Source organism: Planococcus alkaliphilus, assembly GCF_057031095.1.
In genome coordinates, this window is sequence record NZ_CM168060.1 from 1339516 (window position 1) to 1366274 (window position 26759).

The 26759-nt window shown below is 44.1% G+C and carries 26 protein-coding genes; 23 read left to right on the forward strand and 3 right to left on the reverse strand.

The features are described 5' to 3' along the window. Positions 1 to 174: 174 nt before the first annotated feature. Positions 175 to 1383: a methionine gamma-lyase gene (gene megL, locus AC2EXB_RS06975; protein WP_483604203.1), complete on the forward strand. Its 1209-nt coding sequence runs from the start codon at positions 175 to 177 to the stop codon at positions 1381 to 1383. 466 nt (positions 1384 to 1849) lie between these two features. On the opposite strand, the gene AC2EXB_RS06980 is transcribed toward megL, so the two are convergent. Beyond that, a complete protein-coding gene (locus AC2EXB_RS06980) occupies positions 1850 to 2329 on the reverse strand; it encodes a GAF domain-containing protein (RefSeq protein WP_483604204.1) in 480 nt (159 codons plus the stop codon). A gap of 45 nt (positions 2330 to 2374) precedes the next feature. Beyond that, complete coding sequence (hisJ, locus tag AC2EXB_RS06985) at positions 2375 to 3166, reverse strand: histidinol-phosphatase HisJ (RefSeq protein ID WP_483604205.1); 792 nt, start codon at positions 3164 to 3166, stop codon at positions 2375 to 2377. A gap of 154 nt (positions 3167 to 3320) precedes the next feature. Between hisJ and ezrA the strand changes: the two genes are divergently transcribed. The 15 genes from ezrA (at position 3321) to AC2EXB_RS07060 (ending at position 18220) form a co-directional block, all read left to right on the forward strand. Continuing rightward, on the forward strand, positions 3321 to 5024 hold the full coding sequence (ezrA, locus tag AC2EXB_RS06990; protein ID WP_483604206.1) for a septation ring formation regulator EzrA: 1704 nt from the start codon (positions 3321 to 3323) through the stop codon (positions 5022 to 5024). A gap of 59 nt (positions 5025 to 5083) precedes the next feature. After that, complete coding sequence (locus tag AC2EXB_RS06995; protein ID WP_483604207.1) at positions 5084 to 6181, forward strand: cysteine desulfurase family protein; 1098 nt, start codon at positions 5084 to 5086, stop codon at positions 6179 to 6181. Between the two features lie 61 nt (positions 6182 to 6242). Next, positions 6243 to 7445, forward strand: a complete 1203-nt coding sequence (gene thiI / locus AC2EXB_RS07000) for a tRNA uracil 4-sulfurtransferase ThiI (protein ID WP_483604208.1) — start codon at positions 6243 to 6245, stop codon at positions 7443 to 7445. 111 nt (positions 7446 to 7556) lie between these two features. After that, positions 7557 to 9131, forward strand: a complete 1575-nt coding sequence (mbcS, locus tag AC2EXB_RS07005; RefSeq protein ID WP_483604209.1) for an acyl-CoA synthetase MbcS — start codon at positions 7557 to 7559, stop codon at positions 9129 to 9131. A 216-nt stretch (positions 9132 to 9347) separates the two neighbouring features. Continuing rightward, the gene (gene rarD / locus AC2EXB_RS07010; RefSeq protein ID WP_483604210.1) at positions 9348 to 10265 is read left to right on the forward strand and encodes an EamA family transporter RarD; all 918 of its coding nucleotides are present in this window, start codon (positions 9348 to 9350) and stop codon (positions 10263 to 10265) included. Between the two features lie 78 nt (positions 10266 to 10343). Continuing rightward, the gene (gene sppA / locus AC2EXB_RS07015) at positions 10344 to 11357 is read left to right on the forward strand and encodes a signal peptide peptidase SppA (protein ID WP_483604211.1); all 1014 of its coding nucleotides are present in this window, start codon (positions 10344 to 10346) and stop codon (positions 11355 to 11357) included. Between the two features lie 14 nt (positions 11358 to 11371). Continuing rightward, a complete protein-coding gene (locus AC2EXB_RS07020; protein ID WP_483604212.1) occupies positions 11372 to 11950 on the forward strand; it encodes an RDD family protein in 579 nt (192 codons plus the stop codon). Positions 11951 to 11985: 35 nt separating this feature from the next. Further along, the gene (gene tpx, locus AC2EXB_RS07025) at positions 11986 to 12492 is read left to right on the forward strand and encodes a thiol peroxidase (protein ID WP_483604213.1); all 507 of its coding nucleotides are present in this window, start codon (positions 11986 to 11988) and stop codon (positions 12490 to 12492) included. A gap of 54 nt (positions 12493 to 12546) precedes the next feature. Beyond that, complete coding sequence (locus AC2EXB_RS07030) at positions 12547 to 13470, forward strand: class I SAM-dependent methyltransferase (protein WP_483604214.1); 924 nt, start codon at positions 12547 to 12549, stop codon at positions 13468 to 13470. A 75-nt stretch (positions 13471 to 13545) separates the two neighbouring features. Then, entirely contained in the window at positions 13546 to 13731 is a 186-nt protein-coding gene (locus tag AC2EXB_RS07035; RefSeq protein WP_235198884.1) for a hypothetical protein, read from the forward strand. A gap of 166 nt (positions 13732 to 13897) precedes the next feature. Then, positions 13898 to 14749, forward strand: a complete 852-nt coding sequence (locus AC2EXB_RS07040) for an alpha/beta fold hydrolase (protein ID WP_483604215.1) — start codon at positions 13898 to 13900, stop codon at positions 14747 to 14749. A gap of 96 nt (positions 14750 to 14845) precedes the next feature. Continuing rightward, complete coding sequence (locus AC2EXB_RS07045; protein WP_483604216.1) at positions 14846 to 15841, forward strand: S-layer homology domain-containing protein; 996 nt, start codon at positions 14846 to 14848, stop codon at positions 15839 to 15841. A 146-nt stretch (positions 15842 to 15987) separates the two neighbouring features. Next, positions 15988 to 16584 carry a histidine phosphatase family protein gene (locus AC2EXB_RS07050; RefSeq protein WP_483604217.1) on the forward strand — a complete coding sequence of 199 codons (597 nt, stop codon included), beginning with the start codon at positions 15988 to 15990 and terminating at the stop codon, positions 16582 to 16584. 112 nt (positions 16585 to 16696) lie between these two features. Next, positions 16697 to 17383 carry a tetratricopeptide repeat protein gene (locus AC2EXB_RS07055; RefSeq protein WP_483604218.1) on the forward strand — a complete coding sequence of 229 codons (687 nt, stop codon included), beginning with the start codon at positions 16697 to 16699 and terminating at the stop codon, positions 17381 to 17383. Between the two features lie 51 nt (positions 17384 to 17434). After that, positions 17435 to 18220 carry a nucleotidyltransferase domain-containing protein gene (locus AC2EXB_RS07060; protein ID WP_483604219.1) on the forward strand — a complete coding sequence of 262 codons (786 nt, stop codon included), beginning with the start codon at positions 17435 to 17437 and terminating at the stop codon, positions 18218 to 18220. Positions 18221 to 18285: 65 nt separating this feature from the next. On the opposite strand, the gene AC2EXB_RS07065 is transcribed toward AC2EXB_RS07060, so the two are convergent. After that, positions 18286 to 19953, reverse strand: coding sequence for an ABC transporter substrate-binding protein (locus tag AC2EXB_RS07065; RefSeq protein ID WP_483604220.1), 1668 nt, complete (start codon positions 19951 to 19953; stop codon positions 18286 to 18288). Positions 19954 to 20051: 98 nt separating this feature from the next. Here AC2EXB_RS07065 and AC2EXB_RS07070 point away from each other — a divergent pair, with 98 nt between their 5' ends. The 7 genes from AC2EXB_RS07070 (at position 20052) to AC2EXB_RS07100 (ending at position 26475) form a co-directional block, all read left to right on the forward strand. Beyond that, a complete protein-coding gene (locus tag AC2EXB_RS07070) occupies positions 20052 to 21302 on the forward strand; it encodes an MDR family MFS transporter (protein ID WP_483604221.1) in 1251 nt (416 codons plus the stop codon). Positions 21303 to 21431: 129 nt separating this feature from the next. Continuing rightward, positions 21432 to 21923 carry an N-acetyltransferase family protein gene (locus AC2EXB_RS07075; RefSeq protein ID WP_483604222.1) on the forward strand — a complete coding sequence of 164 codons (492 nt, stop codon included), beginning with the start codon at positions 21432 to 21434 and terminating at the stop codon, positions 21921 to 21923. Positions 21924 to 21950: 27 nt separating this feature from the next. Further along, entirely contained in the window at positions 21951 to 22487 is a 537-nt protein-coding gene (locus AC2EXB_RS07080; RefSeq protein ID WP_483604223.1) for a GNAT family N-acetyltransferase, read from the forward strand. Between the two features lie 158 nt (positions 22488 to 22645). Then, positions 22646 to 23542, forward strand: a complete 897-nt coding sequence (locus tag AC2EXB_RS07085) for a DMT family transporter (protein ID WP_483604224.1) — start codon at positions 22646 to 22648, stop codon at positions 23540 to 23542. Between the two features lie 11 nt (positions 23543 to 23553). Continuing rightward, positions 23554 to 24402, forward strand: coding sequence for an SDR family NAD(P)-dependent oxidoreductase (locus AC2EXB_RS07090; RefSeq protein ID WP_483604225.1), 849 nt, complete (start codon positions 23554 to 23556; stop codon positions 24400 to 24402). After that, positions 24399 to 25952 carry an AMP-binding protein gene (locus tag AC2EXB_RS07095; RefSeq protein WP_483604226.1) on the forward strand — a complete coding sequence of 518 codons (1554 nt, stop codon included), beginning with the start codon at positions 24399 to 24401 and terminating at the stop codon, positions 25950 to 25952. The genes AC2EXB_RS07090 and AC2EXB_RS07095 overlap by 4 nt, the downstream gene beginning before the upstream one ends. A 139-nt stretch (positions 25953 to 26091) precedes the next feature. Next, complete coding sequence (locus AC2EXB_RS07100) at positions 26092 to 26475, forward strand: GNAT family N-acetyltransferase (RefSeq protein WP_483604227.1); 384 nt, start codon at positions 26092 to 26094, stop codon at positions 26473 to 26475. The last annotated feature ends 284 nt before the right edge of the window (positions 26476 to 26759 follow it).

Genomic DNA, 26759 nt, shown 5'->3' on the forward strand with positions numbered 1-26759 from the left:
ATACAACTGCTGCGATTATTTTACACAAAGTCTAGTATAACTGAAATCGAATCCAGAAGTCAACGAAAAGAAAGCAGGTTGCAAAACAATGGCTTTCTTTTTTTTATTTTCCCATGTAGAATGAAAATAGAAGTAATGTAAGCGTTTTCAAAAACAACTAAGGGGTGTAGGGAAATGGAGAAATCAAGGATGAATATGGAGACGGCGGTAATTCATAAGGGGTATGACAGTGCTGTCCATCACGACAGCCTAGCTGCGCCGCTGTACCAGACTTCGACTTTTTCTTTTGAAACGGCAGAAGAAGGGGAAAATCGTTTTGCAGGGGAGAAAGCCGGAAATATATATTCGCGACTTGGAAACCCGACTGTGCGCATTTTGGAAGAGCGAATGGCCGAGATTGAATACGGCGAAGGAGCGCTTGCGTTCGGATCAGGGATGGCTGCAGTCAGTGCGATTTTAATCCACACCACGAAAGCAGGAAACCATGTTCTATGCTCACGCGGCATTTATGGCTGTACGTTCGGACTGCTGGAAATGATAGAAGAGAAATATGGGATTACCCACAACCTTGTCAGCATGACAACGGAAGAGGAAATCGAACAGGCGCTTCGCCCGGAAACCGTATGCATCTATTTGGAGACGCCGATCAATCCGACGATGGAAATTGTAAATCTTGAGGCGGTTATGGCTGTAGCTAAAAAGCATAACTTGCGGGTTATTGTAGATAACACCTTCAGTTCGCCTTATCTTCAAAATCCGATTTTGATGGGAGCGGATTTCGTTCTGCATAGTGCCACAAAGTATTTGAATGGACATGGTGATGTAATTGGCGGCATTCTTGTCGGGAAAGACGGCGAAGAGATGCAAAATATCCGCATGACGGTGCAAAAGGATGTAGGCGGAATCATGTCGCCTTTCGATGCTTGGCTTGTCATCCGCGGATTGAAGACATTGCATGTCCGGATGGATCGCCATATTGCAAACGCGAAGAAAGTTCTATCGTTCCTGAAAGAAGAACCGCTGGTGAAAAAAATCTATTACCCATTTGACGATGCACACCCACAAGTGGAAATTGCAAAAGCGCAAATGAAAGACGGCGGCGGATTAATATCGTTTGAAATTGAAGGCGGCAAAAAAGAAGCGCAAGCTTTCATGAATGCGTTGTCTTTAATTAAAATCGCAGTCAGTCTAGGAGATGCGGAGACCTTGATCCAACATCCGGCATCCATGACCCATGCCGTTGTTCCGCAAACAGAAAGGGAAGCGATGGGCATTACCGAATCCTTAATGCGTCTTTCTGTAGGGCTTGAACATACCGACGATTTAATCGCAGACTTAACAAAAGCGTTTGAGACGGTAAAACCAAAACTGCAGGAAGCATAGAAAAGCGGAGGCAGCCATGTAAGTTCGACGGGCATAAGACGAATTGCCGAAGCGGCGTTCTTTGCCGCACAGGCGAGGCGACTTATGACCCGAGAACTTGGCTGCCGGAGTCTGGACAAATAGAAAAGCGGAGGCAGCCATGTAAGTTCGACGGGCATAAGGCGAATTGCCGAAGCGGCGTTCTTTGCCGCACAGGCGAGACGACTTATGACCCGAGAACTTGGCTGCCGGAGTCTGGACAAATAGAAAAGCGGAGGCGGCCATGTAAGTTCGACGGGCATAAGGCGAATTGCCGAAGCGGCGTTCTGTGCCGCACAGGCGAGGCGACTTATGACCCGAGAACTTGGCTGCCGGAGTCTGGACAAATAGAAAAGCGGAAGCAGCCATGTAAGTTCGACGGGCATAGCTCCGCATTTTAAAAAAGAAAAGCCTGAATCTCGTTTTATGAGATCCAGGCTTTTCACGCTTATAGATGTTTTAGTAGAACTTCTGCGAAATGTTCAAGGCCTGCTTGGTCATCTGTTGTAAAGCGGTTAAGTTCCGGGCTGTCGATGTCAAGAACACCGATCACTGTGCCATCTTTGATCAAAGGCACGACGATTTCAGACTGAGATGCGGCATCGCAAGCGATATGTCCAGGGAAGGCGTGGACATCCTCCACCAGCATTGTTTTCTTTTCAGATACGGCTGTGCCGCAGACGCCTCTTCCGACTTTGATGCGTACACATGCCGGAAGGCCCTGGAATGGCCCGAGAACCAATTCACCGTCTTCCATCAAGTAAAACCCGACCCAGTTAATGCGTTCTAAAAATTGGTTTAATAAGGCAGAAGCGTTGCTTAAGTTTGCGATCGTATTTTTTTCACCTTCGAGTAATGCATCCAGCTGCTTGCCGAGCATCGCATACTGGTCTGCACGGGTGCCGCTGTAATCTGTTTGAGTAAACATTCAAAAACCTCTTTTCATTTAAGGGTGATCTAAAATTTAGCTTTTTTAAGTATAGAATTTCTCGTAATGCTTATGCAAGCCATTCGCACTATGGGCATCAGAGCCAAAAACAAGCGGAATGGAAAGCGATTTCGCATAGTCGATATAGGAAAGCGGCGGATAGGATTCTTGGCAATCGGGTTTAGAGAATCCTGCGCCATTCATGTCAATTTCCATGCCTGCTTTCTTGATTTGTTGGAATAATGCTTTTATGTGCGAACTATCATCGATTTGCTGTCCGTGGGCAAGTTGGAATTTATGCACCAAGGTAGGATGGCCAATCCGTTTGGGCTTGAAAGCTCCAAGATCTGCAAGAACCGAAGATTCCACTGTACGATAATACTCCCTGTAGACGGATTCGACTGAACCGGATTGCCGGGATAATTCCATGAAAACCTCTTTGCTGAAATCCATGCAATAAAATTGGCCGCCAGCTTCAAGGAAGTGCACCGATAAGATAGAATCATCCAAAACGGGTCCATATTCATCTAAAAATGCCCGTGTTTCTTTTTCGTAGCCGCTGATAAAATCAATTTCCAGGCCTAGGCGGATGCGGATATCACGCATATATGCATCTTTTGCCTGTTGTATGGCGTCTATATAAGAATGCATCTCATCTAAGCGCATTCCGCTGTCTTTCTCAGGCGTTGGGTCAACAAACGAGAAGGGGAGGGGAGCGTGTTCTGTAAATGAGATGTCGGTAAAGCCGGATTTAATCGCTTTTTCTATGTAGGAATCGAGTGGATCTTGCGTGCCATGAGGACAGAAAGGCGTATGGATATGCCCGTCTCTTTTCATAAAAACACCAGCTTTCTTTCGAGATGAAAAATATTTATCCGTTTTCTCTAATTTGACAAACAAAAGAATGGAATACATGTTAAAATAGTAGAATCATGAAATACATTTACATAGACCAGCAAATGTGATTTTGGAACAGGGGGCTATATGACTTATGATGAAGTATATCATCATTGCGGTCATCATTCTATTAGCGGCAATTACCGTCGGCTTTTTGTTTCGCAAGAAACACAGCGCGGAAATTGAACGCTTAGAACAGTTAAAACTGCAAATACAAAATAAACCGATACTTGAAGAACTAACGAAAGTAAAACAATTAAATATGAACGGCCAGACAGAGGAAATGTTTGAACGCTGGCGCAACATATGGACGGAAGTAATGGATGTACATATTCCGAAAATCGATGCTTCTCTTTTTGACGCTGAAGATGCCATCGACCGTTTTAAATTCGGAAAAGCTTCATCGATTGAAAAAGACATTGAGGCCCGCATTGAAAATGTGGATCAGCAAATGAACGATATTTTGGTCGAATTGGAAGAATTGATTGGCAGCGAAGAAAAAAACCGCAGTGAAATGGACTTGATGAAAGAGCAGTATCGCCAAGCACGCAAGAATTTATTGGCCCATCAACATTCCTATGGTGCCGCCGCCGGTCCTCTCGAGAAGAAACTCGAATCGTTCACACCGTTATTCAATGAATACGATGAGCTGACGGAACAAGGAAATTACTTGGAAGCTCGTGAAATCGTCATGAATTTAGCGGTTGAAGGCGATTATGTGTTTTCGTTAATCGATGATATTCCGCCTTTGCTGACGGATGTCCAATCCAAAATTCCTTCCTATATAAACGAATTGCGCAATGGTCAACGGGAGATGGAATCTCAATCGTATTATTTGAACCATTTGGAGTTGACTGATCAGCTGAATGCAATGGAAGATGAACTGGCTGTATTGAAACAGAATATTGCGGAACTGAACATTGCAGAAGCAAAAGAAGAGGCGGAATCGATGAAAGATAAAATCGATTCTTTCTATGAATTGCTTGAAAAAGAAGTAAAAGCGAAGCATTATGTGGATCAGTATAAAGTGGAGACGGGACGCCAATTGGAAATCGTTTCCCGCGAAACCAATGCTATGGCGGAAGAATGTGCAATTGTCCAGCAAAGTTATAAGATTCCAGAGAGCGAAGCTTCAATCCCGATCGATTGCCTCGACAAACTGGAAGAATTGCAGCGCCGCTTCGATCTATTAGAGTCTCGTACGGGAGAAGCGCAATCGGCTTATTCGAGCTTAGAAGAAGAGCTTGCGTATATCCGTGAAGAATTGACAAGAATTGATATCACCCAAAATGATTTCTCTAATTCGTTAAGAAGCTTGCGCATCGATGAAAATGCGGCACGCAAGAAATTGGAAAACCTAAAGCGGCAATTGCAGGAAACCGATCGTATGCTCCACAAAGCGAATATGCCTGGCATCCCGGAAGAAATGGATGTCCGCCTAGAAGAAGCGGAAGAGCATTTATTTGTTGCAATGCAAGGATTGCAGGAAGTTCCATTAAATATGAAATTGGTCGATAACTACTTGATGAAAGCTGAGAAGTGCATCGATGAGGTAGACGATAAAGCAACTGAGATGGTAGAGAATGTTCAATTGATCGAACGCATCATCCAGTACGGAAACCGTTACCGCAAAACAAATCCGCAAATGAATGCAAAGTTGATGGAAGCGGAGGAATCGTTCCGCCAGCTTCGTTATACGAAAGCATTGGAAGAAGCCGCTACAGCTGTTGAAAACTTTGAGCCTGGTTCAATGAAGCGCATTGAAGTGCTGGTCAAAGAAGACGCTTGGCGTACGTAAATACAAAAAGAAACCACCAGCCATTTGAGCTGGTGGTTTCTTTTTCGGAGGTGCCTTAAATGATTTACTTGGATAATAGTGCAACAACCAAGCCGAGAAAAGAAGTGCTTGAAACATTTTTAAAGGTCAATGAACAGTATTATGCGAATCCGGCTTCATTGCACCGAATGGGAAATGAAGCCGAAGATTTGCTGGAAAATGCGAGACAGCAAATAAAACACAGTTTAAATATGGAGAATGTAATTTTCACATCAGGGGGAACAGAATCCAATAATTTAGCTTTATTTGGAGTTGCTCATGCCAATCGGCACCGCGGAAAGCATATTATTTCATCTGAAACCGAACATCCTTCGGTTTTGAATTCTTTGAAAGAACTGGAAAAAGAGGGATTTGAAATTACGTACTTAAAAGTGAAAGCCGCAGGCGAGATCTGTTTGGATGAGTTGAAGAATGCGCTCAGAAACGATACGATCCTTGTAAGCTTGATGCATGTAAACAACGAAATTGGTACAATCCATCCGATTGCTGAAGTGAAGGCCATGTTAGAAGGTTCGCGTGTTTTATTGCATGTAGATGCCGTGCAGAGTGTTGGAAAGATCCAATTAAATGACGAGGCAAAGCCTGACCTATTGACGATTTCTGGCCATAAGATACATGGTCTGAAAGGCAGCGGCGCATTGGCTTTCAATCAGCTTGAGCTGGCTGCAGTTCAGTTTGGGGGCGGACAGGAATTCGGTTTGCGAAGTGGAACGGTATCAGTGCCGCATGCAGCAGCTTTGGCGAAAGCACTCCGGCTGGCTGAACCCAATCCTGCATTTGTCAAGTGGAATCAGGAATTGAGGACGTTTTTCTCGGGATTTCATGGAGTCAAAATAGTAAGTCCTGAAACGGCGGCTTCGCATATTTTGGCTGTGGCTGTAAAAGGAATTAAAGGCGAAATCCTTGTATCTGGACTGCAGGAAGAATCCGTCATCGTTTCGACTTCAAGCGCCTGTTCTTCAAAAAGCAAAAATACAAGCCATGTGATTGAAGCCATCGGACTGCCGCGTGAGTATAAAGACGGTGTGATGCGAATTAGTTTCGGTGCATTTACAACAGAAGAAGACATTGCCAGTTTAAAAGAAGCATTCAAAAAAACGTATCAGCTTATAAAATAATCGGCTAGTTGACAGCCGGAAATTTAAATTTATCAGTTTCGCTAAAAAGGAGATTTATTGGATGAAAACAAATCAAATCCTCGTCCGTTACGGGGAATTATCAACTAAAGGAAAAAACCGGAGCTCGTTCATTGGCCGGCTGCGTGATAATATACGCCAGATGTTCGCAGATTTAGACAGCATTCGGGTCAAGGCAGAACGCGATCGGATGTTCATCTTTACAGATAGCGAAGAAGATATGCAGCAAATCTTGGAAAGGCTGCCAAAAGTTTTCGGCATCCAATCATTCAGCCCGGTGACAGAAACGGCTTTGACGATTGAAGCGATGCAAGCGGCTGCGATTGCGGTTGTTGATAAAATCAACCGGGAAGGCAAAACATTTAAAGTGAATGTCAATCGTGCCAATAAAGATTTTCCGCATGAAAAACTGGAAATTATGCAAGCAATCGGTTCAAGCGTCTTGCGCAATTTTCCAGAACTCACTGTGCAGATGAAAAAACCGGATATTGAATTGAAAGTTGATATTCGGGAAAATGGGGCATTTTTAATGGCTGAAGTCATTCAAGGCGCCGGCGGACTGCCGGTCGGAGCTGGGGGCAAAGCCTTATTGATGCTGTCCGGTGGAATCGACAGTCCAGTAGCAGGGTACCACATGCTAAAACGTGGGGTACGCCTGGAACTGATCCACTTTTTCAGCCCGCCTTTCACGAACGACCGCGCAAAAGAGAAAGTGTTCGATTTGGCAGAAAAGCTCAGCCATTTTGGATCTTCAGTGAATCTGCACGTAATTCCTTTCACCGAATTGCAGCAGGAAGTGCATAAGCAAGTACCGGACAATATTACAATGACTTCGACGCGTCGAATGATGATGAAAATAGCCGACTTGGTTTTAGCCGAAACGAAAAGCCAGGCGATTATTACAGGAGAAAGCTTAGGGCAGGTAGCGAGCCAAACGCTTGAAAGCTTAAACGCTATTAACGCCGTGACCCATTCGCCGGTATTGCGTCCCTTAATTGCAGCGGATAAATTAGAAATCATTGAAACGGCTCAAAAAATCGGTACCTATGATATTTCCATTCGCCCATTTGAAGATTGCTGTACGATTTTTACGCCAGCCAATCCGAAAACAAAGCCGAAACTGGAAAAGGTGGAATACTATGAGAACTTTGTATCGTTTGATGAGTTGATCCAGCAAGCTGTACAGAACCGGGAAATTATTAAATTTCCACGAAAAAAAGAGAATAAGTTCGATGACCTTCTTTAAACTGCCTGAATAGGCAGTTTTTCTTTTATTATAATTATTTTGAATAATAAAACATTTGAGCTATAATGATAGGGATATAATATTTTTTTAGCATCCAAGGGGGCATACATCGTGAACAGAGAAGATTTATTGGCACCGGAATCTTATAATTTAACTGAAGAAATTGAACGTTTTGCGACTGGAAGCGGCAAGCTTGCCATCATTTGGGAAAATGGGCAAGGGGAAAAGAAAGAAATTACATATGATGAATTGATCAAACAAGCAAATAAAGCGGCGAATAGCTTTGAAAAAGCAGGACTCCAAAAAGGGGATATCGTTTTAGTTATGGTGCCTCGCTTAATCGAAGCCTATATTGCCTATATCGGGGCTCTTAAAGCGGGTCTTGTCGTGATTCCAAGTTCTGAAATGCTTCGCGCAAAAGATATTTCTTATCGGTTGAACCACAGTGATGCGAAAGCGGTCATTGCTTACGAACCGTTTATGGATCAGTTTGAAGAAGTTGAGGAAATGAAAAAAGTGACGAAATTCGTCATCGGAAAATCTGACAGCAGCTGGATATCATTGACTGATGAAATGGAAGCGGCTTCTGATGATTATCAAGCTGCAGCAACGAAGAATGACGATATGGCTTTCTTATCTTATACATCCGGGACTACCGGCAATCCAAAAGGGGCTGTCCATAGCCACGGGTGGGCTTATGCACATCTACGCACTTCCGCTGAACATTGGCTAGGCGCAAAAGAAGGTGACCTTGTCTGGGCAACAGCAAGCCCTGGTTGGCAGAAATGGATCTGGAGCCCGTTCCTTGCGACGCTCGGAAGCGGAGCTACAGGCTATGTTTATAACGGCAAATTCGATCCGGAAGTCTATTTGCAGATTTTAGAACGGCAAAAAATCAATGTGCTATGCTGCACGCCGACTGAGTACCGGTTGATGGCGAAACAGAAAAATTTAGCATCTTTTGATTTGTCTTCTCTTCATAGTGCGGTTTCAGCAGGTGAACCGTTGAATGCGGAAGTCATCAATGTCTTTAAAGAGCATTTCAACCTAGAAGTCCGTGATGGATACGGGCAAACCGAAAACACATTATTGGTCGGAATCATGAAAGGGATGGAAATCCGCACTGGTTCCATGGGGAAACCGACTCCGGGCAATCGCGTGGAAATCATCGATGAAAACGGCCAGCCGGCAGCGGAGGGGGAAGTCGGCGATATCGCTGTCCATGTTTCGACGCCAGCTTTATTCAAAGGCTATTTCAAAGACGATGAGCGGACGAAAATGCAATTCCGCGGCGATTATTACGTCACCGGAGATAAAGCGTCAAAAGATGATGATGGGTATTTCTGGTTTGAAGGAAGAGGCGATGACATCATCATTTCTTCCGGCTATACGATTGGACCTTTTGAAGTGGAAGATGCCCTTGTCAAACATCCAACCGTTCAGGAATGTGCGGTCATCGGAGCACCGGATGAGATTCGCGGAACCATCGTGAAAGCATTTGTCGTTCTCGTAGGGGGCAATGAACCGTCAGACGAACTAGTCAAAGAATTGCAGGATCATGTAAAAGAACTGACGGCGCCGTACAAATATCCGAGAGCCATCGATTTCTTGGAAGAACTTCCTAAAACCGCTTCTGGGAAAATCCGGCGAGTGGAGCTTCGCCAGAAAGAAAAAAATAAATCGTAGCAGCAAGCGGCCGATGTTTCGGCCGCTTTTCTATTTTTTGTTTTGGCCACACCGAATTCACACGCTTGAAAAGATGCCGCTTCGCCAATTTCTCTTATGCCCGGCGAATCTAAACAGCTGCCTGCGCTTTTCTTGTTTACTTAAAAATTATAGGGGCATATAATTAGACTATTATTTCGAGGGACAAAATAAAGAGAGAATGGTGAGAGTTTTAAAATGAGTGATGAAAAAAGAGGCATACTTTTTACGATATTGACGTATACAATCTGGGGATTCCTTCCGATTTATTGGAAGACCGTGGACCATGTACCGGCTGATGAAATTTTAAGCGGCCGTGTCATCTGGTCATTCCTGATTACCTTGGCAGCCATATTCTTAATCGGACGGGCCAAGCTCCTAATGGCAGACTTAAAAGCCTTATGGAAATCGAAAAAAACATTTTTTACGTTGATGCTGGCTTCCTACCTAATCACTGCCAATTGGTTCCTCTATATTTTTGCAGTGACGAATGACCGGATTGTGGAAACGAGTCTCGGCTATTACATCAATCCGCTTGTGTCGATGCTGCTCGGCGTATTCTTCCTGAAAGAAAAAATGGCGCCGGCTGTTAAAGTCGCTTTTGTTTTTGCGGCAACGGGTGTTGCGATCTTGACGATTTCATACGGCGATTTTCCTTGGCTTGCTTTTGGAATGGCATTTAGTTTTGCTTTCTATGGCTTTATCAAGAAAACCATTAAATTGGATGCGCTTCGGGGATTGGCGCTTGAAACTTTATTTGTGCTGCCGCTCGCGGCAGCTTACATGGTTTATTTGTTTGCTTCCGGGCAGGCAGTATTCCTGCATGATTCAGGTACAACGGATATTCTGCTGATCTTAAGCGGTGCCGCTACTGCGCTGCCATTATTCCTGTTTGCAACAGGTGCGCCGCTGATTCCGATGTATATGATCGGTTTTCTCCAATATATTGCGCCGACTTTGATGCTATTGCTAGGCGTCCTGGTATACGGGGAAGCTTTTGACCGCATTGATTTGATTTCGTTTTCGTTTATCTGGTTTGCATTAGCATTGTTTACGGGATCGAAAATCATTGAAGCCCGGAATTTAAAACGGGCAAATGCCGATGCACCACTTTAATAACTTAGAGCAGAAATGAAACATTTTTTAAGGTTACCCGTATAATGGATTGTAGACTTAAAGGAGGGAACTGAATAGATGAATACAAAAAGATGGATCGCACTGGTGGCGGCCGCAGTCGTTTTAGGGATATCTCTTGTCATTAACTCAGCATTTGCATTTTTCCAATCTGCGATGAATGCGAATTTTGATGAAATGTTGGCTACAGGTGAAACGAGTTTCGCAGAAAATGTGATTGAATCCGGCGATTTTGATGAACGCATTGCGGTATTGAACGTGGAAGGTGTTATCCAAGACACCGGAGAAGCTTCGCCTTTGTTCGGCAGTACCGGCTATAACCATGAGTTTTTCATGGAACAGTTGGAACAAGTGAAATCAGACGACAGCATTAAAGCTTTTGTCCTTAATGTCAATTCACCGGGCGGCGGAGTGGTCGAATCGGCTGAGATCTACGATAAGATCAAAGAAATCCAGGAAGAAACGGAAAAACCGATGTATGTGTCGATGGGTGCAACAGCTGCATCCGGCGGCTATTATATTGCAGCTCCGGCAGATAAGATTTTCGTAAACCGTGAAACCTTGACTGGATCGATCGGGGTCATCATGGAAAGCGTCAACTACGGAAAGCTTGCTGAGAAATACGGCATTGACTTTGTGACTATCAAATCAGGGCCGTATAAAGATATTATGAGCCCGACCCGTGATATGACGGACGAAGAAAAGAAAATTCTGCAAGACATGCTGGATGATTCGTACGAGTCATTTGTCGATATCATTGAAGAAGGCCGCGGCATGTCAGAAGCAGAAGTGAAAGCTGTAGCGGATGGCCGCGTCATGAATGGCCGCCAAGCCGTGGAAGCGAATTTGGCAGATGACTTCGGATTTGAAGAAGATGTCATTGCGGCAGTGAAAAAAGATTTCGGATTAGAAAACGCAGAAGTTTTCGAGTACGGCGTATCTGATGGACTAGGATCCTTGCTTTCATTTAAACTCAACTCATTTTTAGGGAATGATATTGAATCGAAAATGATGGCCAAGTTATTTTCAGAGTACAATTCACCACGGATGATGTATCTTTACGGTGAAAAATAAAGGAGGGACGATTGATGACGGACCATTTGAACGAGGGAACTCATGCTGCAACAGAAAAACCTGCAGCTCGTCCTTCAACACCGAGCTACGAAGAAGTTCTATTTTACGAACGTAAGCCTGCAGGGTTTTGGGTGCGGTTTTGGGCGTATTTGATCGATTTGCTGCTCATTTCAGCGGTCACTTCGATATTGGTGAAACCGATCTTCCTTCTGTTAGGGCTTGAGACGGGCGATTCGCCTTGGTATGCACCGTATGCCATCATTTCTGCGATTCTCTTTTATGCCTATTTCGTGTTAATGACAAAATACTTTAACCAGACAGTCGGCAAAATGATTATGGGCATCCGGGTCGTTTCGTTGAAAACGGATAAGCTATCGTGGAGTACCTTGCTATTCCGCGAATGGATCGGCCGCTTTATTTCGGTGACGATCCTGCCGCTGTATTGGATTGTGGGATTCACTCCTTTGAAACAAGGGATCCATGATTTTATCGCAGACACGACAGTGATTCATGAACAGGCTTACCGCCAGAGTTCGGTGATGAAGAAAAAAGCAGCCGAAGGGTCTGAGTTGCAACACACCGAGGCGTTCTAGTAAGATTGAAAGTGGAGAAAAAGGAGGCGTTTTTGTTGGTACAAATTACGTTTAAGAAAAATCCTGTGACTTTGCCAGGAAATGAAGTTAAGGTGGGGGACCAAGCACCGGATTTCACGGTTCTGGCAAATGATTTAAGCCCTGTGACATTGAAGGATACGGCCGGTAAAGTACGTTTAGTCAGTGTAGTCCCTTCACTTGATACAGGCGTTTGTTCCGATCAGACGAAACGGTTTAGCGAAGAAGCTGCTTCGCTTGGCGACAATGTCGAGGTATTGGCAGTATCAGCGGATTTGCCATTCGCCCAAAAGCGTTGGACCGAAATCAACGGAGTGAACAGCATTACAGCGCTGTCGGATCACCGGGACTTATCGTTCGGTGAAGCATACGGCGTAACGATGAAAGAGCTGCGTTTACTCGCGCGTTCTATTTTCGTGGTGGATGCAAATGACCGTGTGGCATACGTGGAATACGTTCCAGAAGGTACGGATCACCCAGATTACGACAAAGCGATCCAAGCAGTAAAAGAATTGACAAACTAATACAAGAAACCCACTCATATTGAGTGGGTTTCCTTATTGAGGACGGTTAAGTACATGAATTCAGCGATGGAAAAGATATTCTATTTTATTGATAATCACGCAACAGACGTACAAAAGAAACAAGACCTTTCGTATTTGGAGAGTTTGCTTGAAACGACGGAGACATGGCTTGATGGTCATATCCAGCCTGCAGAAGAAGCCGGAAAAGAAGATATGCGAAAAGCGATCCAGCTGGCAGTTTTAAAAGGGATGAAAGAACATGTCCAGCCGCATCATCAGATGACGCCGGATGCACTTGGACTGTTGATGGGCTATTTGGTCGAGTTGTTCATAAAAGAACAAAAAGCGACGATCATGGATCCTGCGCTTGGAACAGGCAATTTGCTGTTGACGGTCATGAACTACCTGGACGGCCAATTGACCGGAGTCGGTGTTGAAATTGACGATCTGTTGATTCGCTTGGCAGCTTCTACGGCAGATTTAGTGGAACAGCCCGTGACTTTTTACCGCCAGGACGCTTTGCAGCCGCTATTGATTGATCCGGTGGATGCGGTAATTGCGGATCTTCCGGTCGGCTATTATCCCGATGAGGAAACAGCCGGCGGATACGATTTGAAAGCGGAAGAAGGCATGTCTTACGCCCATCATCTATTCATTGAGCAAGCGTTGAAACACACGGTGGACGGCGGCTATTTGTTCTTCGTCATTCCAAAAGGGCTCTTCGAATCACCGCAATCAGCACAGCTGCATAATTTCCTGAAAAAGCATGCCCATATTCAATCGGTTATGGAATTGCCGAGTACCTTATTCAAGAATTCTACGTATGCAAAAGGCATTTTGATTCTTCAGAAGAAAAAAGAAGGTGTGAAAGCGCCGAAAGAAGTATTGCTCGCAGTGGTTCCGAATATGTCGAAGCCAGAGCCGATGGCGAAATTCTTCTCTCAAGTCAGCGGTTGGTTTAAGGAAAACAAAGCTTAATTTCCTGTATTTGTGTTATAATAAAAGCCAATAGTCCAACAGTATAGGATCTTTACAAGAAACGAGGGATGAAAGATGACTGAATCGAATGACACACCGAAAAAAGTCAGTTTGCAGGAAGCCGTAAAACGCCAGCTGGAAGCAAAGAAAAACCAAGCCGCTAACAATAAAGGCGGAGGCGGATCTTCAATGGAAACGAAGAAAATGAAGAGCCAGCAAACGAAAAAAGTGAATAACACACGGCGCAAAATGGGCGTGTAAACGAGAACCTTCAGCAGTTGCTGAAGGTTTTTCTTTTTGGGTTTCGATAAGCCGTTTAGGGCATTCAAGAGAAAAGGCGATTTGGTGAAGAAAAGCGGATTGCACAGGAAAACCCGATGCTTTTACAGAAATAAAGAGAAACGAAAAAATAGAGGAGTTCAGCCACATGGATAAATGGAAACAGCTGATAATCGATACCGAAAGAGGGATTTTTGAAGTGTTCACCAAAGGAGAAGGGCCACCGCTTTGTGTAACGCATCATTATTCGGTTTTCAATGAAACCGGTGACTATTTCGCGGAAACGTTCACGCCGTTTTGCACCGTCTATTTAGTCAATTTAAGAGAGGCGGGACAATCGGTAAAAGCGGAACAGCCCTATCAATTAAGTATGCTCGAAACAATTTTTGATTTAGAGGCGGTCCGCAATTCTCTTGGGTTTGATCAATGGTTATTTGCCGGACATTCAACAGGCGGCATGCTCGGGGTTATCTATGGAATAGCCGCTGCAGAAAGTTTAACGGGATTGCTGCTTGTCGGGGCGGCGGCAAGGGATTATGCCGCTTTTTCAAGCGACTGCATTTATAATGAAGCCCATCCCGAATTTCAAAAGATGCAAGATTTGCTGGAAGCCTTAAAACGGGAAGAGCTTAATCCGGAAAAAAGGAAAGAGTTGGCGATTCAACGGATGAAACTTTCGCTGCATCAACCAGATCGCTATCCTCACTATTTCAACGCCGAACATACAAAATCAATTTCAGCGATCCGACTGGACTTCTTCAGCCGGGAGCTGCCGATTTTCGATGTGACCCGAAAATTGGACACTATATCCGTGCACACATGGATTGCGTGCGGTGAACATGATGTCCAGTGCCCGCTCCTCTATTCCTTAGAGATGAAAGAAAGGATTCCAGGTTCGCAATTGACGGTCTTCAGCAACAGCAACCATTATCCGTTTTTGGAAGAAAAGCCGAAATTCGTGCAGGAAGCCCGGTCATTTATCAAAAAATTAGATGTGTAAAATAAAGGCTCTTTTGGCATTTTAAATGTGTATACAGTTAATTTCTTTGATGGTACAATCAGGAAAAATAGGTTATCAGGACAGGAGAATAATGAGTTGAACAAAGATAAATTTTTTATGGCAGCTTCAGCAACAGTCATTGCAGTCGCCAGCGCAGCAGCGCCTATTCATGCAGCGTCTGCGCATCCTTTTACAGATGTCGGGCCTAAATACGAGGAAGCTGTCAGTTTTCTATTTGAAAATGAAATTCTCAGCGGCAAAACGTCAACTCAGTTTGGGACGCAGCAGGCTTTGACTAGAGGCGATGCAGCAGTTATCATGGCCCGCACTTTAGGGGTAGATACGGAACTGGCACCGGATGCCGGATTTACTGATCTCAACGACCGCGTACGTGGTTCTGTCAACGGACTTGCTGAACTTGGCATTGTGGCTGGCGTCACAGATACGCAGTTCAAACCGAATGACAAGTTGACGCGAGGTGCCATGGCGAAATTCCTGGTACTTGGTTTCGGATTGGAAGAAGAGGAAGAGTCTGAAACACCATTTACCGATGTTGGCGGCGTGTTCACCCCGTATATCAATTCGTTATACGGACTTGGAATTACCAATGGGAAAACAGAAACGTCTTATGGAACTTACTTGAATATCACACGCGGTGAATTTGCGAACCTTCTTTATAAAACCATTTCGTATATTATCGATAATAATTACTTTTTTGAAATTGAACGTGCAGAAGTCACTTCCTCCACTTCGTTTCAAATAGTGGCTAAAAAAGAAGTACCGGCCGAATTCTCACCCCGTGATTTAGGCTATTACTTTTTCTATTCCGCGAGACTGGATGATGGCACTTTGATCGATTTCACGCCGAATTCATTCCAACTCTCACCAGACCGCAAGACCTTTACCATCAATCACAAAAATGACGATATGGCCGGAAAAAAAGGCGTTATTGTTATCAATGATTTTGAAAGCACCGTTGAAATCCCATTCGATTTTACGGTCCCTGAAATGACGTCCGGCGAAGGCATTCAAGTGACCGAAGATATCCAAACAATTTTTTCAGTGCCGACAACGCTTGAAAGAAAAGAATAGAAGATAAGCCCTTGCTGTTTTTTGGCTAGGGCTTTTAATATGGAAAATACGTACAGCTGTGAACCGCTAACGGTTTACCGTATAATAAAAAAAGCGGAATAAATGGAAAATTAAATGAATACATAAGTTGGAAGGGGAATCATTGGATGACGACAATCGGAATTGTAAGACATGGAATTACGGAATGGAACCGGCTAGGAATCTCCCAAGGATGTGCAGATGTGCCGTTGAATGATACAGGACGCATGCAAGCAGGGGCCATCGCTCAACGTCTTGCTGAAGAAAGCCCGTGGGATCTTATCGTTTCAAGCGACCTTTCTCGAGCAAGGGAAACGGCAGAGATTATTGCCAAAAAACTGAACATGCCGATTGCCCATTTTGATCAGCGAATCCGTGAGATTTCCTGTGGACAAATTGAAGGGACGACCGAAGCTGAACGTCTGGAAAAATGGGGCGCGGATTGGCGAAGTTTGGACCTTGGAATGGAAGCAGCGGAAGATGTTGCAGCCAGAGGGATGGCGTTTATTGAAGAAATAGCCGCGCGTTATTCTGGAAAGCGGATATTGATGGTCAGCCATGGGGCATTGATCGGCTTAACCTTAAAGGCGCTATTGCCGGACCAATTCCAGAAGACAGATTTGGAAAATACGTCGATTACGCTGCTTGAACATGCAGAAGGGATTTGGCAATGCCCTTTGTATAATTGCACGAAGCATTTAACAACGATTCAACTAGCAGATTAAAAGAAAAAGCTAGCCCGTCGTCCCTTCTCTTTTCTAAATATTTTTTCAATTACATAAGTTTTACATTATAATGAAAGCATGGTTAAGAGGAGTTCAAGCGAGGAGGGACGGCATGGACGATTTAAAGGAGAGGGTAGCGGAAGCTTTTATTCAGTTGGAGAAGAAAAACTTAGGTCAGGCTGAGTTTTTATACAGGGAATGCATGGAAGAATGCCGGGAGGGCAATCCGGATTTATTCAAGTCGGCGCTTCTTGGATTGGGCAATGTGAAAAGCGCTCAAGGGAAATTTGATGAAGCGCAAGAAATCTATCAGCGGCTCTTTGATGCAGCGTCTCGAGAAAACGATTGGGAATACAGTGCAGTTGCGCTGCATCAACTCGGGGCAGCGGAGCGTTTATCTGGAAAGCTGAAAACAGCAAAAGAAACCTTTATCCGTGAATATGACCTCCTGCAAAAGCATATGCCTTCCTCTAATGCCCTATTCGCGGCTAATTACTACGAGCATGGACTTATTGCCTTGAGTGAAGGAAAGCTGAAAGCAGCTAAAAAGATGATGCAGACATCACTGGATTATGCCCTGAAATCAGATGACTTGGTAAGCATCGGCTATTCTTATAGAGGCAATGGTGCAGTGATGCAAGCGATCGGGCGAAAAGAAGAAGCGGTGAAGTCTTTTGCTACCGCAAACAAAATGTTTGGGCAGGCCAAAGAAAAGCTTGCGATCAAGGAAGTGCAGGCAATTATTGCGGAATTGGAAAACGCAAATTCCACAGAGAACCGCAAAAGTGAACTTTTATAGAATTTGCACATAACGATACGCTTTAACAATGAGATTTAGGAAGGTGAAAACATGCTGCCACAGGAATTAGCAGTCCAGAAGATAACAGAAAGTCTATCAAGTGATCCATTCGTAAAAGCGGTATTCTTAAAAGGTTCGATGGGAAGAAACGAGCATGATGAACATTCGGATATCGATCTTTATTGCTTAGTTGAACAAAAGGACGAAAAAGCGTTTCTCAAAAACAGGAAAGCCCATCTTGAATCGTATCGTTCGATTATTTTTGAAGATGACATCTTTATCATTGCCCCACAGCTCATTGCGGTATTTGATGATCTTTTGCATATGGACCTTTTCACCGTGACCGCTGAATCTTTTACAAAAAAAGACTTTTTTAAAGTCCTGTATGATCCACATGGGGCTATGGAAGAATTTAGCGAAAGCCAATCCCTAACAATCAGCCCGCAAGAGTTCAAAGATGCGGTGATCGATGTGGCTTGGTTTATGTTCCAATACAAAAAAGCGGCTGGCCGGGGAAATGATGTATGGGCTTCCCGCATGTTGACCAATTCGACGGACCATCTTGCACGAGTGTTAATGCATAAGTACAAACCGGAACGGGCACAGCTCGGTTTGAAAGCGATGAGTGATGCTTTGCCGAATAGAATGATGGACAGTCTCGTGGCAATATTGGAAACCATCACACCCGGCCGCCACCGGGAAGCGGTAATCGATTTAAGCAAATTGATCCATAACGATATGGAATGGATCATCGGGAAGCTCGAAGGCGACAAACAAACGGAAGAGCTCCTCAGAAGGATGGTTGAATTGCATTTGCCAGTGGAAGAGAAGATTTAAGTTTACAATATAAATATTATGCTCCTCCGCAAAAACAGCTGCCTAATTTTTAGGAAGCTGTTTTTTTAACCGGTTGGAATAGTAGAAGGGCGTACCCAAAGTTTCGAGAAATCCACATAGCCAAAATGGCTGATGGAAATATTCATCAAGTCTGCAGAAAACGGAATTTGCCTCCTTTCGTAATAAAGAGGGACCATCAAGGAAGATTCGACCAAGTATTTTTCGAGTTCCAAGTTTAACTGGGCCCATTCCGAAAATGGGGTGGAAGCGTAGCGGTTTAATCGATCCGTTAGAATAGCATCTGTTTTGCAAAGGGATGCGAAGGGAGAATACCCATTTCTGAAAAAATGATAGAAAGAAAAACTTTGGTTCATTTCAAAAACTTCACCATGGACAAAAAGGTCGGCTTGTTGATCCAAGCCATTGTCGTCCATTTTGCCTTCAAACGAGAGATGCTGGATTTCGACAGGGATTCCTTCCTCTTCGAGCGCCTCTTTCAGCCATGCGGTGGCACCTTCCAAATAATCGGTCGTTTTAATGACGAGCGGCCGATCTAATTCAGGGCGAGCTGCGTTAGGAATTTCATAATTCGGGTTTTCGCCAATCAGGATGCTCTGGTGATTGGCTTTTGCCCTTGGGTAATAGGCTTCGATTTTATGGCGATGCTTGGCTATCGCGAAATGTACATAGTCGCGGACTTCTTTACGTTGGATGGCTGAATCCCGAAAAGCATTGAAAATCATCATGCCGACACCTGAATCACTTTCTACAATAAATGTATCGCATGCTGCGTCTTGAGTCGTCGATCGGTAAATGATCGAATCGAAATCTTTCGGTACCTGGATGAATTCCACGGCATCCAGCAAGGGGCGTTCCCGGAAATAATCGTTAAAAGCCCTAAGTGTTGTCTTGCTCTTTCCGTCCCCTTCAAAATAAAAAGGGCCTGTCCCAATCACGTCTCCTGAGATTTCCTTGAATACGCTGGAATTGATCATCCCGAGCATTTGAAGGCAATAACTGCAGCCTTCAGGAAAATTGATTTCCAAAACGAGCGGACCAACCGCTTTGATCGAAGTGATCGGTTTCCATAATTCGTGGAAATGGCTGTGTTCACGTAAACGGTTTAAGCATGTTGCAGCATCTTCAGCAGTTAGCGTGGAGCCGTCATGGAATTTCACATCTTTTCTCAAATACAGGACGAGTCTTGTATCACCCATTTCCCAGCTATGGGCTAGTTCCGGTTCTACAATGCCCAAACTGTCCACGGAAACTAAACGATTGAAGACATTTGCAATCATATTGGCACTGTAGATGTCTGCAGCTTCCAATGGATGTTTGGTCAGCAAAGGATTTTTCTTTGGGATGATCAGTTTATCGGCTTCACTGAGGTCATGAAAATAACCGAAGCTCATCCGGAATTTATCGATCAGGCGCATTTTGCTTTCCACTGACCAATCGTATAAAAGATACTTGCTGCTGACTTCGACCGACTCCTGTTCAATCATCTCCATCAATTCTGCCTCAAAGTATTTTTCTACGTTTTTCAGCCAATCAAGTTTGGATACTTTCCCTCTCCCTTTCCCTGCCGTAAAGACAAGCCAGCCTTCGTTGCTCCATTTTTGAAGAAGGCGTGATGTTTGCTTCAAACTCAAATCGAGGATTTCAGCGAGATCTTGTTTTTTGGCTGCTCCTGACGGAATGGCATGCCACATTTTCAATAATTGATTATCCATGAGCCGCTCCTTTTAAAGTGGACATTATTTTTGAAAAATGTCCATTTTCTAATTGTTTTGTCTAGTTTAATATACATAAGACAAAGGAGGTTGACAACATGAGATGGAAAGATTATCCACAAAACATTAAAGTCCGTTTAATCACCTCTTTCTTTAACCGGGCGGTATCTTCTGCGGTCATGCCTTTCATGGCATTATTTTTCGCGCAAGAAGTCGGAAAGATTTGGGCTGGGGCATTTTTAGTCTTTACAGTCATCATCGGTTTTTTTATCAATTTAATCGGCGGCTATGTTTCGGACCGTTTTCCGAGAAAACAAGTGGTCGTTTGGACTTCCGGATTGAGTGCGCTCTTTTTCCTGTTAATGACGATCAGCTTATTGCCTGATCAAAATTGGATTTTGCTTTTTGCTGCTGCATATTTATTTTTTGTAGTCACCAGCAGTTTAGGGCGGCCGGCTATGCACGCACTTATTATCGATTCCACTACTCCCGAGAACCGGAAAGCGGTTTACACAATCGAGTATTGGCTGACGAATCTTTCGATGGCAATCGGGGCAGCGCTTGGCGGATTGCTGTACGTTAATCATCAAATTGAATTATTCATTCTTTTGACCGTGACGGCTTCAGGGCTTCCGGTTGCTTTCCAAATCTGGTTGAAAGACGGCGGAGTGGAACAGCGGAAGCAGCAGCATAAAAACGTTTTTATGGATGTGCTGCAAAATTACCGTGTAGCTTTTCGCGATTTGCCTTTTGTTAAAGTCGTGGTTGGATCGATGTTCATCTTTGCGGCTGAATTTTCTTTGAACAGCTACATCGGTGTCCGATTGGCGGAGACGTTTGAAGCTGTCAGCATCGGCAGCTTTGAAATTGTCGGGGTGCGCATGCTCAGCATATTGAATATCCAGAACATGCTATTGGTCGTGTGCTTGACGTTTTTTGTCAGCCGGATCACAGATAAATTTTCAAAACAGAAAGTCTTGCTGACCGGCCTCATCATCTACAGTATCGGCTATATCACGATTACATCAGCGGATGCCTGGTATATCTTAATCGTATTCAACTTGATTGCGACAATTGGAGAATTAATTTATTCGCCGGTCCGCAATGCCGAGCAGGCGAATATGATTCCGGCGGACAAGCGCGGCTCGTACTCCGCCTTTTCAAATATTTCGTTCAGTGGAGCAGACTTGTTGGCACGTTCGACCATCATCATAGGCGCTTATCTTATGCCGTCCATGATGTCCGTGTATATCGGAGTCTTATTGATGATCGGAACATTCTTGGTTTATACAGGTTTATTCGTCAGAAATTATTCGGTTCAGAAAGAAATAATTACCAAATTACCTTAGTAGAACGCAATAGAATAGTGTACTATTAATGAAAGAAATAAAAAGTTCTGATTAATAGCAAGGAGGAAATAGCTGACTTAAGCTATTTCCTTTTTGTCGAGTCAGCTCGGTTTATGGAGGAAGCAATTTATGCAGATCAGAAAAGCAGCACCGGAAGACGCAGAGAAATTAGTAAATTTAATGAAGCATGTAGAACAGTCGGAATTTATGTTATTCGAGCCGGGAGAACGAAAAACAGAGCCGGAACAATTGAGCAAAAGAATCGAAGCTCTAGGCGAAGACTCTGCCATTTTGTTAGCTGAAGATGCTGATGGCATTGTCGGCTATATGTTTGCCATGGGTGAAGGGGTGAGGCGGAAGCAGCACTCCGTATATATCGCGTTAGGCATTGCCGAAGGGCAAAGAGGTAAAGGCGTTGGAACCGAGCTTTTCAAAGCATTAGAAAGTTGGGCGACCGTAAAAGGCCTTCATCGCATCGAATTGACCGTAATGGAAACGAATGCTGCAGGACTGGCATTGTATAAGAAAATGGGATTTGAAGTGGAAGGGACGAAAAGAGATTCGCTTCTCATAAATGGCCAATTCGTCAATGAATATTATATGGCGAAAATTATCGGATAACCCAACTTGATAAAAGGAGATAGAAACTTGATTATTCAAAATGAAGTTCTTGCTATCCGTGAATTAACCCGCAAAGATAAAGACAATATGGTTCGTTGGCTATCAGACCCGCGTGTCCTCGAGTATTACGAAGGACGGGATAACCCCCACGATGAACAGCTAGTCGAGTCCCATTTCCTCAATCGGCAGGACGAAACAGGAAGGTGCATGGTGGAATATGAAGGGAAAGCGATTGGCTATATTCAATTCTATCCGGTCTTGTCGGAAGAACGGGAAATCTATGGTTACGGAAGCCAAGAGAAAATCTTCGGCACCGATCAATTTATCGGAGAACCGGATTATTGGAATAAAGGGATCGGTACCGACTTAGTGGGTTTGATCAAACATTATTTATTCGATTCATTAGGAGCCGAACGCATTGTCATGGATCCGCAGGCAGAAAATAAACGGGCCATTGCCTGCTACGAGAAATCCGGATACCGGAAAATAAAACTGCTTGAAAAGCATGAAATGCATGAAGGGGAGATGCGGGATTGTTGGTTGATGGAATGCAATCGGTCATAAAGAAAGGGTGATTTTATGGGGTGGGTGTTTATTATCGTGATAGCTTATCTTCCTATTTTTTATCGAATCCATAAACGTTTGGGTTCATTAGAAAATGAAGTGATGCGTTTAAAGGATGAGAAAAATCTATAGAGTGGATTGGCAAAGGGGATAAAGGTATGAAGAATAAAGCTGTTTTTGCTTTTTTAGTGGTGCTGACGACCAGCTTGATGGGATCCTCTTTTGCAGTCGGCAAAATCGGCTTGGAATACATTTCACCGCTGTTGCTGGTCGGGATGCGTTTTACGTTAGCAGGCATTATGATGGCGGTCATTGTCAAAGTTTTAAAGAAAAAGCACCCTGTAAAAGTGAGTGACTGGCTGAAAATTCTTTTAATCGGCGCTCTCCAAACGACAGGCGTCATGGGTGCCATATTTTTAAGCCTCCGAACAATTACAGCTGGGGAATCTGCAATTCTCACTTTCATGAATCCCTTGTTGGTCGTAATCTTCGGTACACTTGCCTTGAAGATCTCCTATCGATTATTGCAATGGGCAGGTGTGGTTTTAGGGTTTTTAGGTGTGGTCGTCACGATGGGCGGCCAAGTCCAGTTGGAAGTCGGAACTGTTTTCGGTTTTGCGAGCGCAGTTTTCTGGGCTATCGGAACTTTATTGATCAAAAAATGGGGCGGACAGTTTGATACATGGGTATTGACCGCTTACCAGATGTTTTTTGGCGGCATCCTTCTTTTAGCAGCGAGCTTGTTATTGGAAAATGCCGTCCCAGTCTTCACGTCAGCTTCCGTGGCTATTATTTTATGGCTGGCCATTCCGGCATCGATCGTCCAATTTTCCGTTTGGTTTTATTTGCTGCAAAATGGCAATCCCGGAAAAGTCAGTGCCTTTCTTTTCCTTGCGCCGTTTTTTGGCGTCATCACGGGTTGGCTATTGTTGGACGAAAAAATTGGAATCTCCCTTTTAATTGGCGGAACCCTAATTTTTGCAGGGATTTTCTTGGTGAATTGGCCTGATAAAAAGGCCGAAGAATCAGGAGAGGTTGAAGTTGTAAGAGGATGAAGAGGTGGAATATGGGAACTTACACGTTGCTGGAACATTTTTTATTTCCGCCGGTTCTATTCAATCGCCCAAAACTGGTGGAGGCATTGAGCGGCAAAACCATTTTGATCACGGGAGCGAGTTCTGGCATTGGCCGTTCACTCGCTTATTTGCTGGCAGATATTCCTTGCCATTTGATCTTAGTGGCCAGAAGAGAAACTATCCTTTTGGAGATCAAAGAGGAAATTGAATCTCCGCATACCGAGGTTAGTGTATTCGGCGCGGATTTGCGCAATCGGGAACAATTGGCGGGTTTGCTCAAGTTTCTTCATAAGCTGCCCGAAGGCTTGGATATAGCGGTCAGCAATGCAGGCATTTCCATCTATCGTCCGATTGAATATTCTTTAGACCGCTTCCATGATTTCACCAGGACAATGGCGATCAATTATTTTGCACCAGTCGAATTGATGCTTTCCATCATTCCGCTGCTGAAGAAAAATAGCGGCCACGTTGTGAATGTTTCGACGATCAATGCCTTGCTCGTTCCGTTTCCTTTTTGGGCCGCGTATCAAGCATCCAAAAGTGCATTTGATGTCTGGTTCCGCTCAGCTTCACCGGAAATGAACGCAATGGGCATTGCGACGACGACGATCTACTTGCCTTTAGTGAAAACGCCGATGATCCTGCCGACTCCCGCATATCAAAAAGCCGCTGCAATGGAACCGGACCATGTTGCCAAACTGATCGGTACGGCTATCTACAAGAAGAAAAAGCGGCATATGCCATGGTGGCTGATTTTTGGACAGTTTGGCTCAGTTATTTTTAGGAGATTCTTTGAAACGGCACTTCCTCGGATCATCAGGAAAGGAGAAAGGCTTTGAACATCTTTAAACTAGTCCGTGTGCTGAAGCAAATTCAGCTGCTAAGCCCGCGTAATTTGTTCGGTTTGTTAACCGCATTTTATCGCCAAGGCGTCAATTTAATGATGCTGGCCGATTTTGCCAATCAACTATATGGCCAAAAACCTGTCTTGACTTCTGACAAAGGAACCACGCTTTACTCAGTGCTGTTTACGAGAAGCCAACAACTTTCAACCGTCCTCTATCAATCTTATGGAATCAAAAAAGGAAAGAAAATCGCCTTTTTGTGCAAAAACGACGACGCCTTGATTCCGTCGCTTATTGCAGGATCACGTCTGGGCGCAGATTTGTATTTATTGAATGCAGAGCTAGGACGGAAGCAATTCCTCCGATTGATCGATCACCACAATTTCGATTTGCTGGTCTACGGCGAAGAACTGGAAGAAACGATCAGTCAAGCTTTGGAGGAAATGGATGTGATTTGTTTGCAGCTTCAAAAACTGGTGGCGAGTTTGTCCCCTGATCCGAGCGATTTGAATGGAGTTCCACGGACGTTTATGGGCAAATTGATCTTAATGACCGGTGGGACGACAGGGCATGCGAAAGAGGCACAGCATAAGATTTCGCTCTTTGCTTACTTACATCCGTTTGCTGCGATCATTACGCAATTGAATTTATTATCCTGCCGGACAGCTTATATCGCGACCCCTCTTTATCATGGCTATGGCATTGCAGTGCTCCTGGTCTTTTTCGTCCTTGGTAAACATGCCATCATCACAAGGGAGTTTCATGAAAAAGAGGCTTGCCGGCTGGTCGATGAACATCAGGCGGAAGTGATGACAGCAGTGCCATTGATGGTTCATAAAATGCTGCAAGAAAATCGGGAAGCGATGCAGTCGTTGAAATGCATTGCTTCCGGCGGCGCGGAACTCAATCCGAAGCTTGTAAAAAGGGTTGCTGGCGAATTAGGGCCGGTGCTTTTTAATCTATACGGGACGTCTGAAACCGGTTTGAACACGATTGCTGGCCCGGTAGATTTGGCGATGTCTGCTAAAACCATCGGCAAGGCGATTGACGGAGTAACCATACGGATAATGGATGCAGATGGCAGGATTATGCCTATTGGTGAAATCGGGCAACTGCATATTAAGAATGGTGGCGCAGTCAGCGCTTCCTCCGGTTCCTGGATCGCGACAGGAGACCTTGGCTATAGCGACAAGCAAAATAATTATTTCTTAGCCGGAAGAACGGATGACCGAATTGTATCGGCGGGCGAAAACGTTTATCCCCATGATTTAGCCGCTATCCTTTTCTTGCATCCCGCCATTGAAGACTTGGCGGTAGTAGGGGTTCCAGACCCTGTCTTCGGACAGCGGCTAAAAGCATTTATTCAACTGAAAAACGGTGTGAAAGAAACTCCGGAAGAAATTAAACAATGGCTTAAAGGCAGGGCTGCCAGATTCCAGATGCCGAAAGAACTGGTAATTGTCGATCAGCTTCCTTACACAGCAATCGGAAAACTCAATAAAAAAATGCTTTTACGCAATGAAGAAGCGATAAGTGAAATTTGACCTGAACTTTCAGGTCTTTTTTTATTGGTTTTTAATGAAAATAGGTTTAAAGCAGAAAGGAAAAGTGTATACATAGTTGGGAGTTATGAAACGCATCACATCATGAATTTGACATCACCTGAAAAAGAGGGGTAGCAGAATGTTAAGCCGATACAAGAAATCCTATAGAAAAATAGCAATGGGTCTTCTCGCTTTGGTTGTGAAAGAAAAAGAATTGAGGAGCCTTCAACAATTAATCGATCTATATGAAAGCGATCCGCTTTATCAATTATATATTTGGAAAGAAAATGAAAAAATTGTCGGTTTAATCGGAGTTGTCAAAGAAGACGAGGATTTTAAAGTCCAGCATCTATCCATCATTCCTTCTTATGCAAAAGATGAAATCGCAGAAAAAATGCAGGCGAGCCTACAGGAAATTTCGCGATTTGAAAAAATGCGCCTTGCGAATGAAGCTGATCAGGCCATTGTGGAAGCGTTGCCTATTTCCAAAGGAAAAGGACCTACTGAACAAGCCATCTCATAAACCATTAAACTTCAAGTGGAATCCGTTGATTCCACTTGAAGTTTTTTTGTTCCTTTTTCTTCTATCCAATCGGTGAATAAATTGGTGCTAGGACGAAAAGGAGGGTTGACTTGTAAAAAAGACATGATAAGATTTAAAGAAATTAGAAATGCGATAGAAAATGTTGAATGATGAAAAAGTAGTTTGATTGTGTGCAGCAGAAAGAGACTGAGCGGTTGGTGAAAGTTCAGGCAGCAAATCGAATGAATTACACCATCTGTCTTTTCAGCAAACAATGAAGTGGA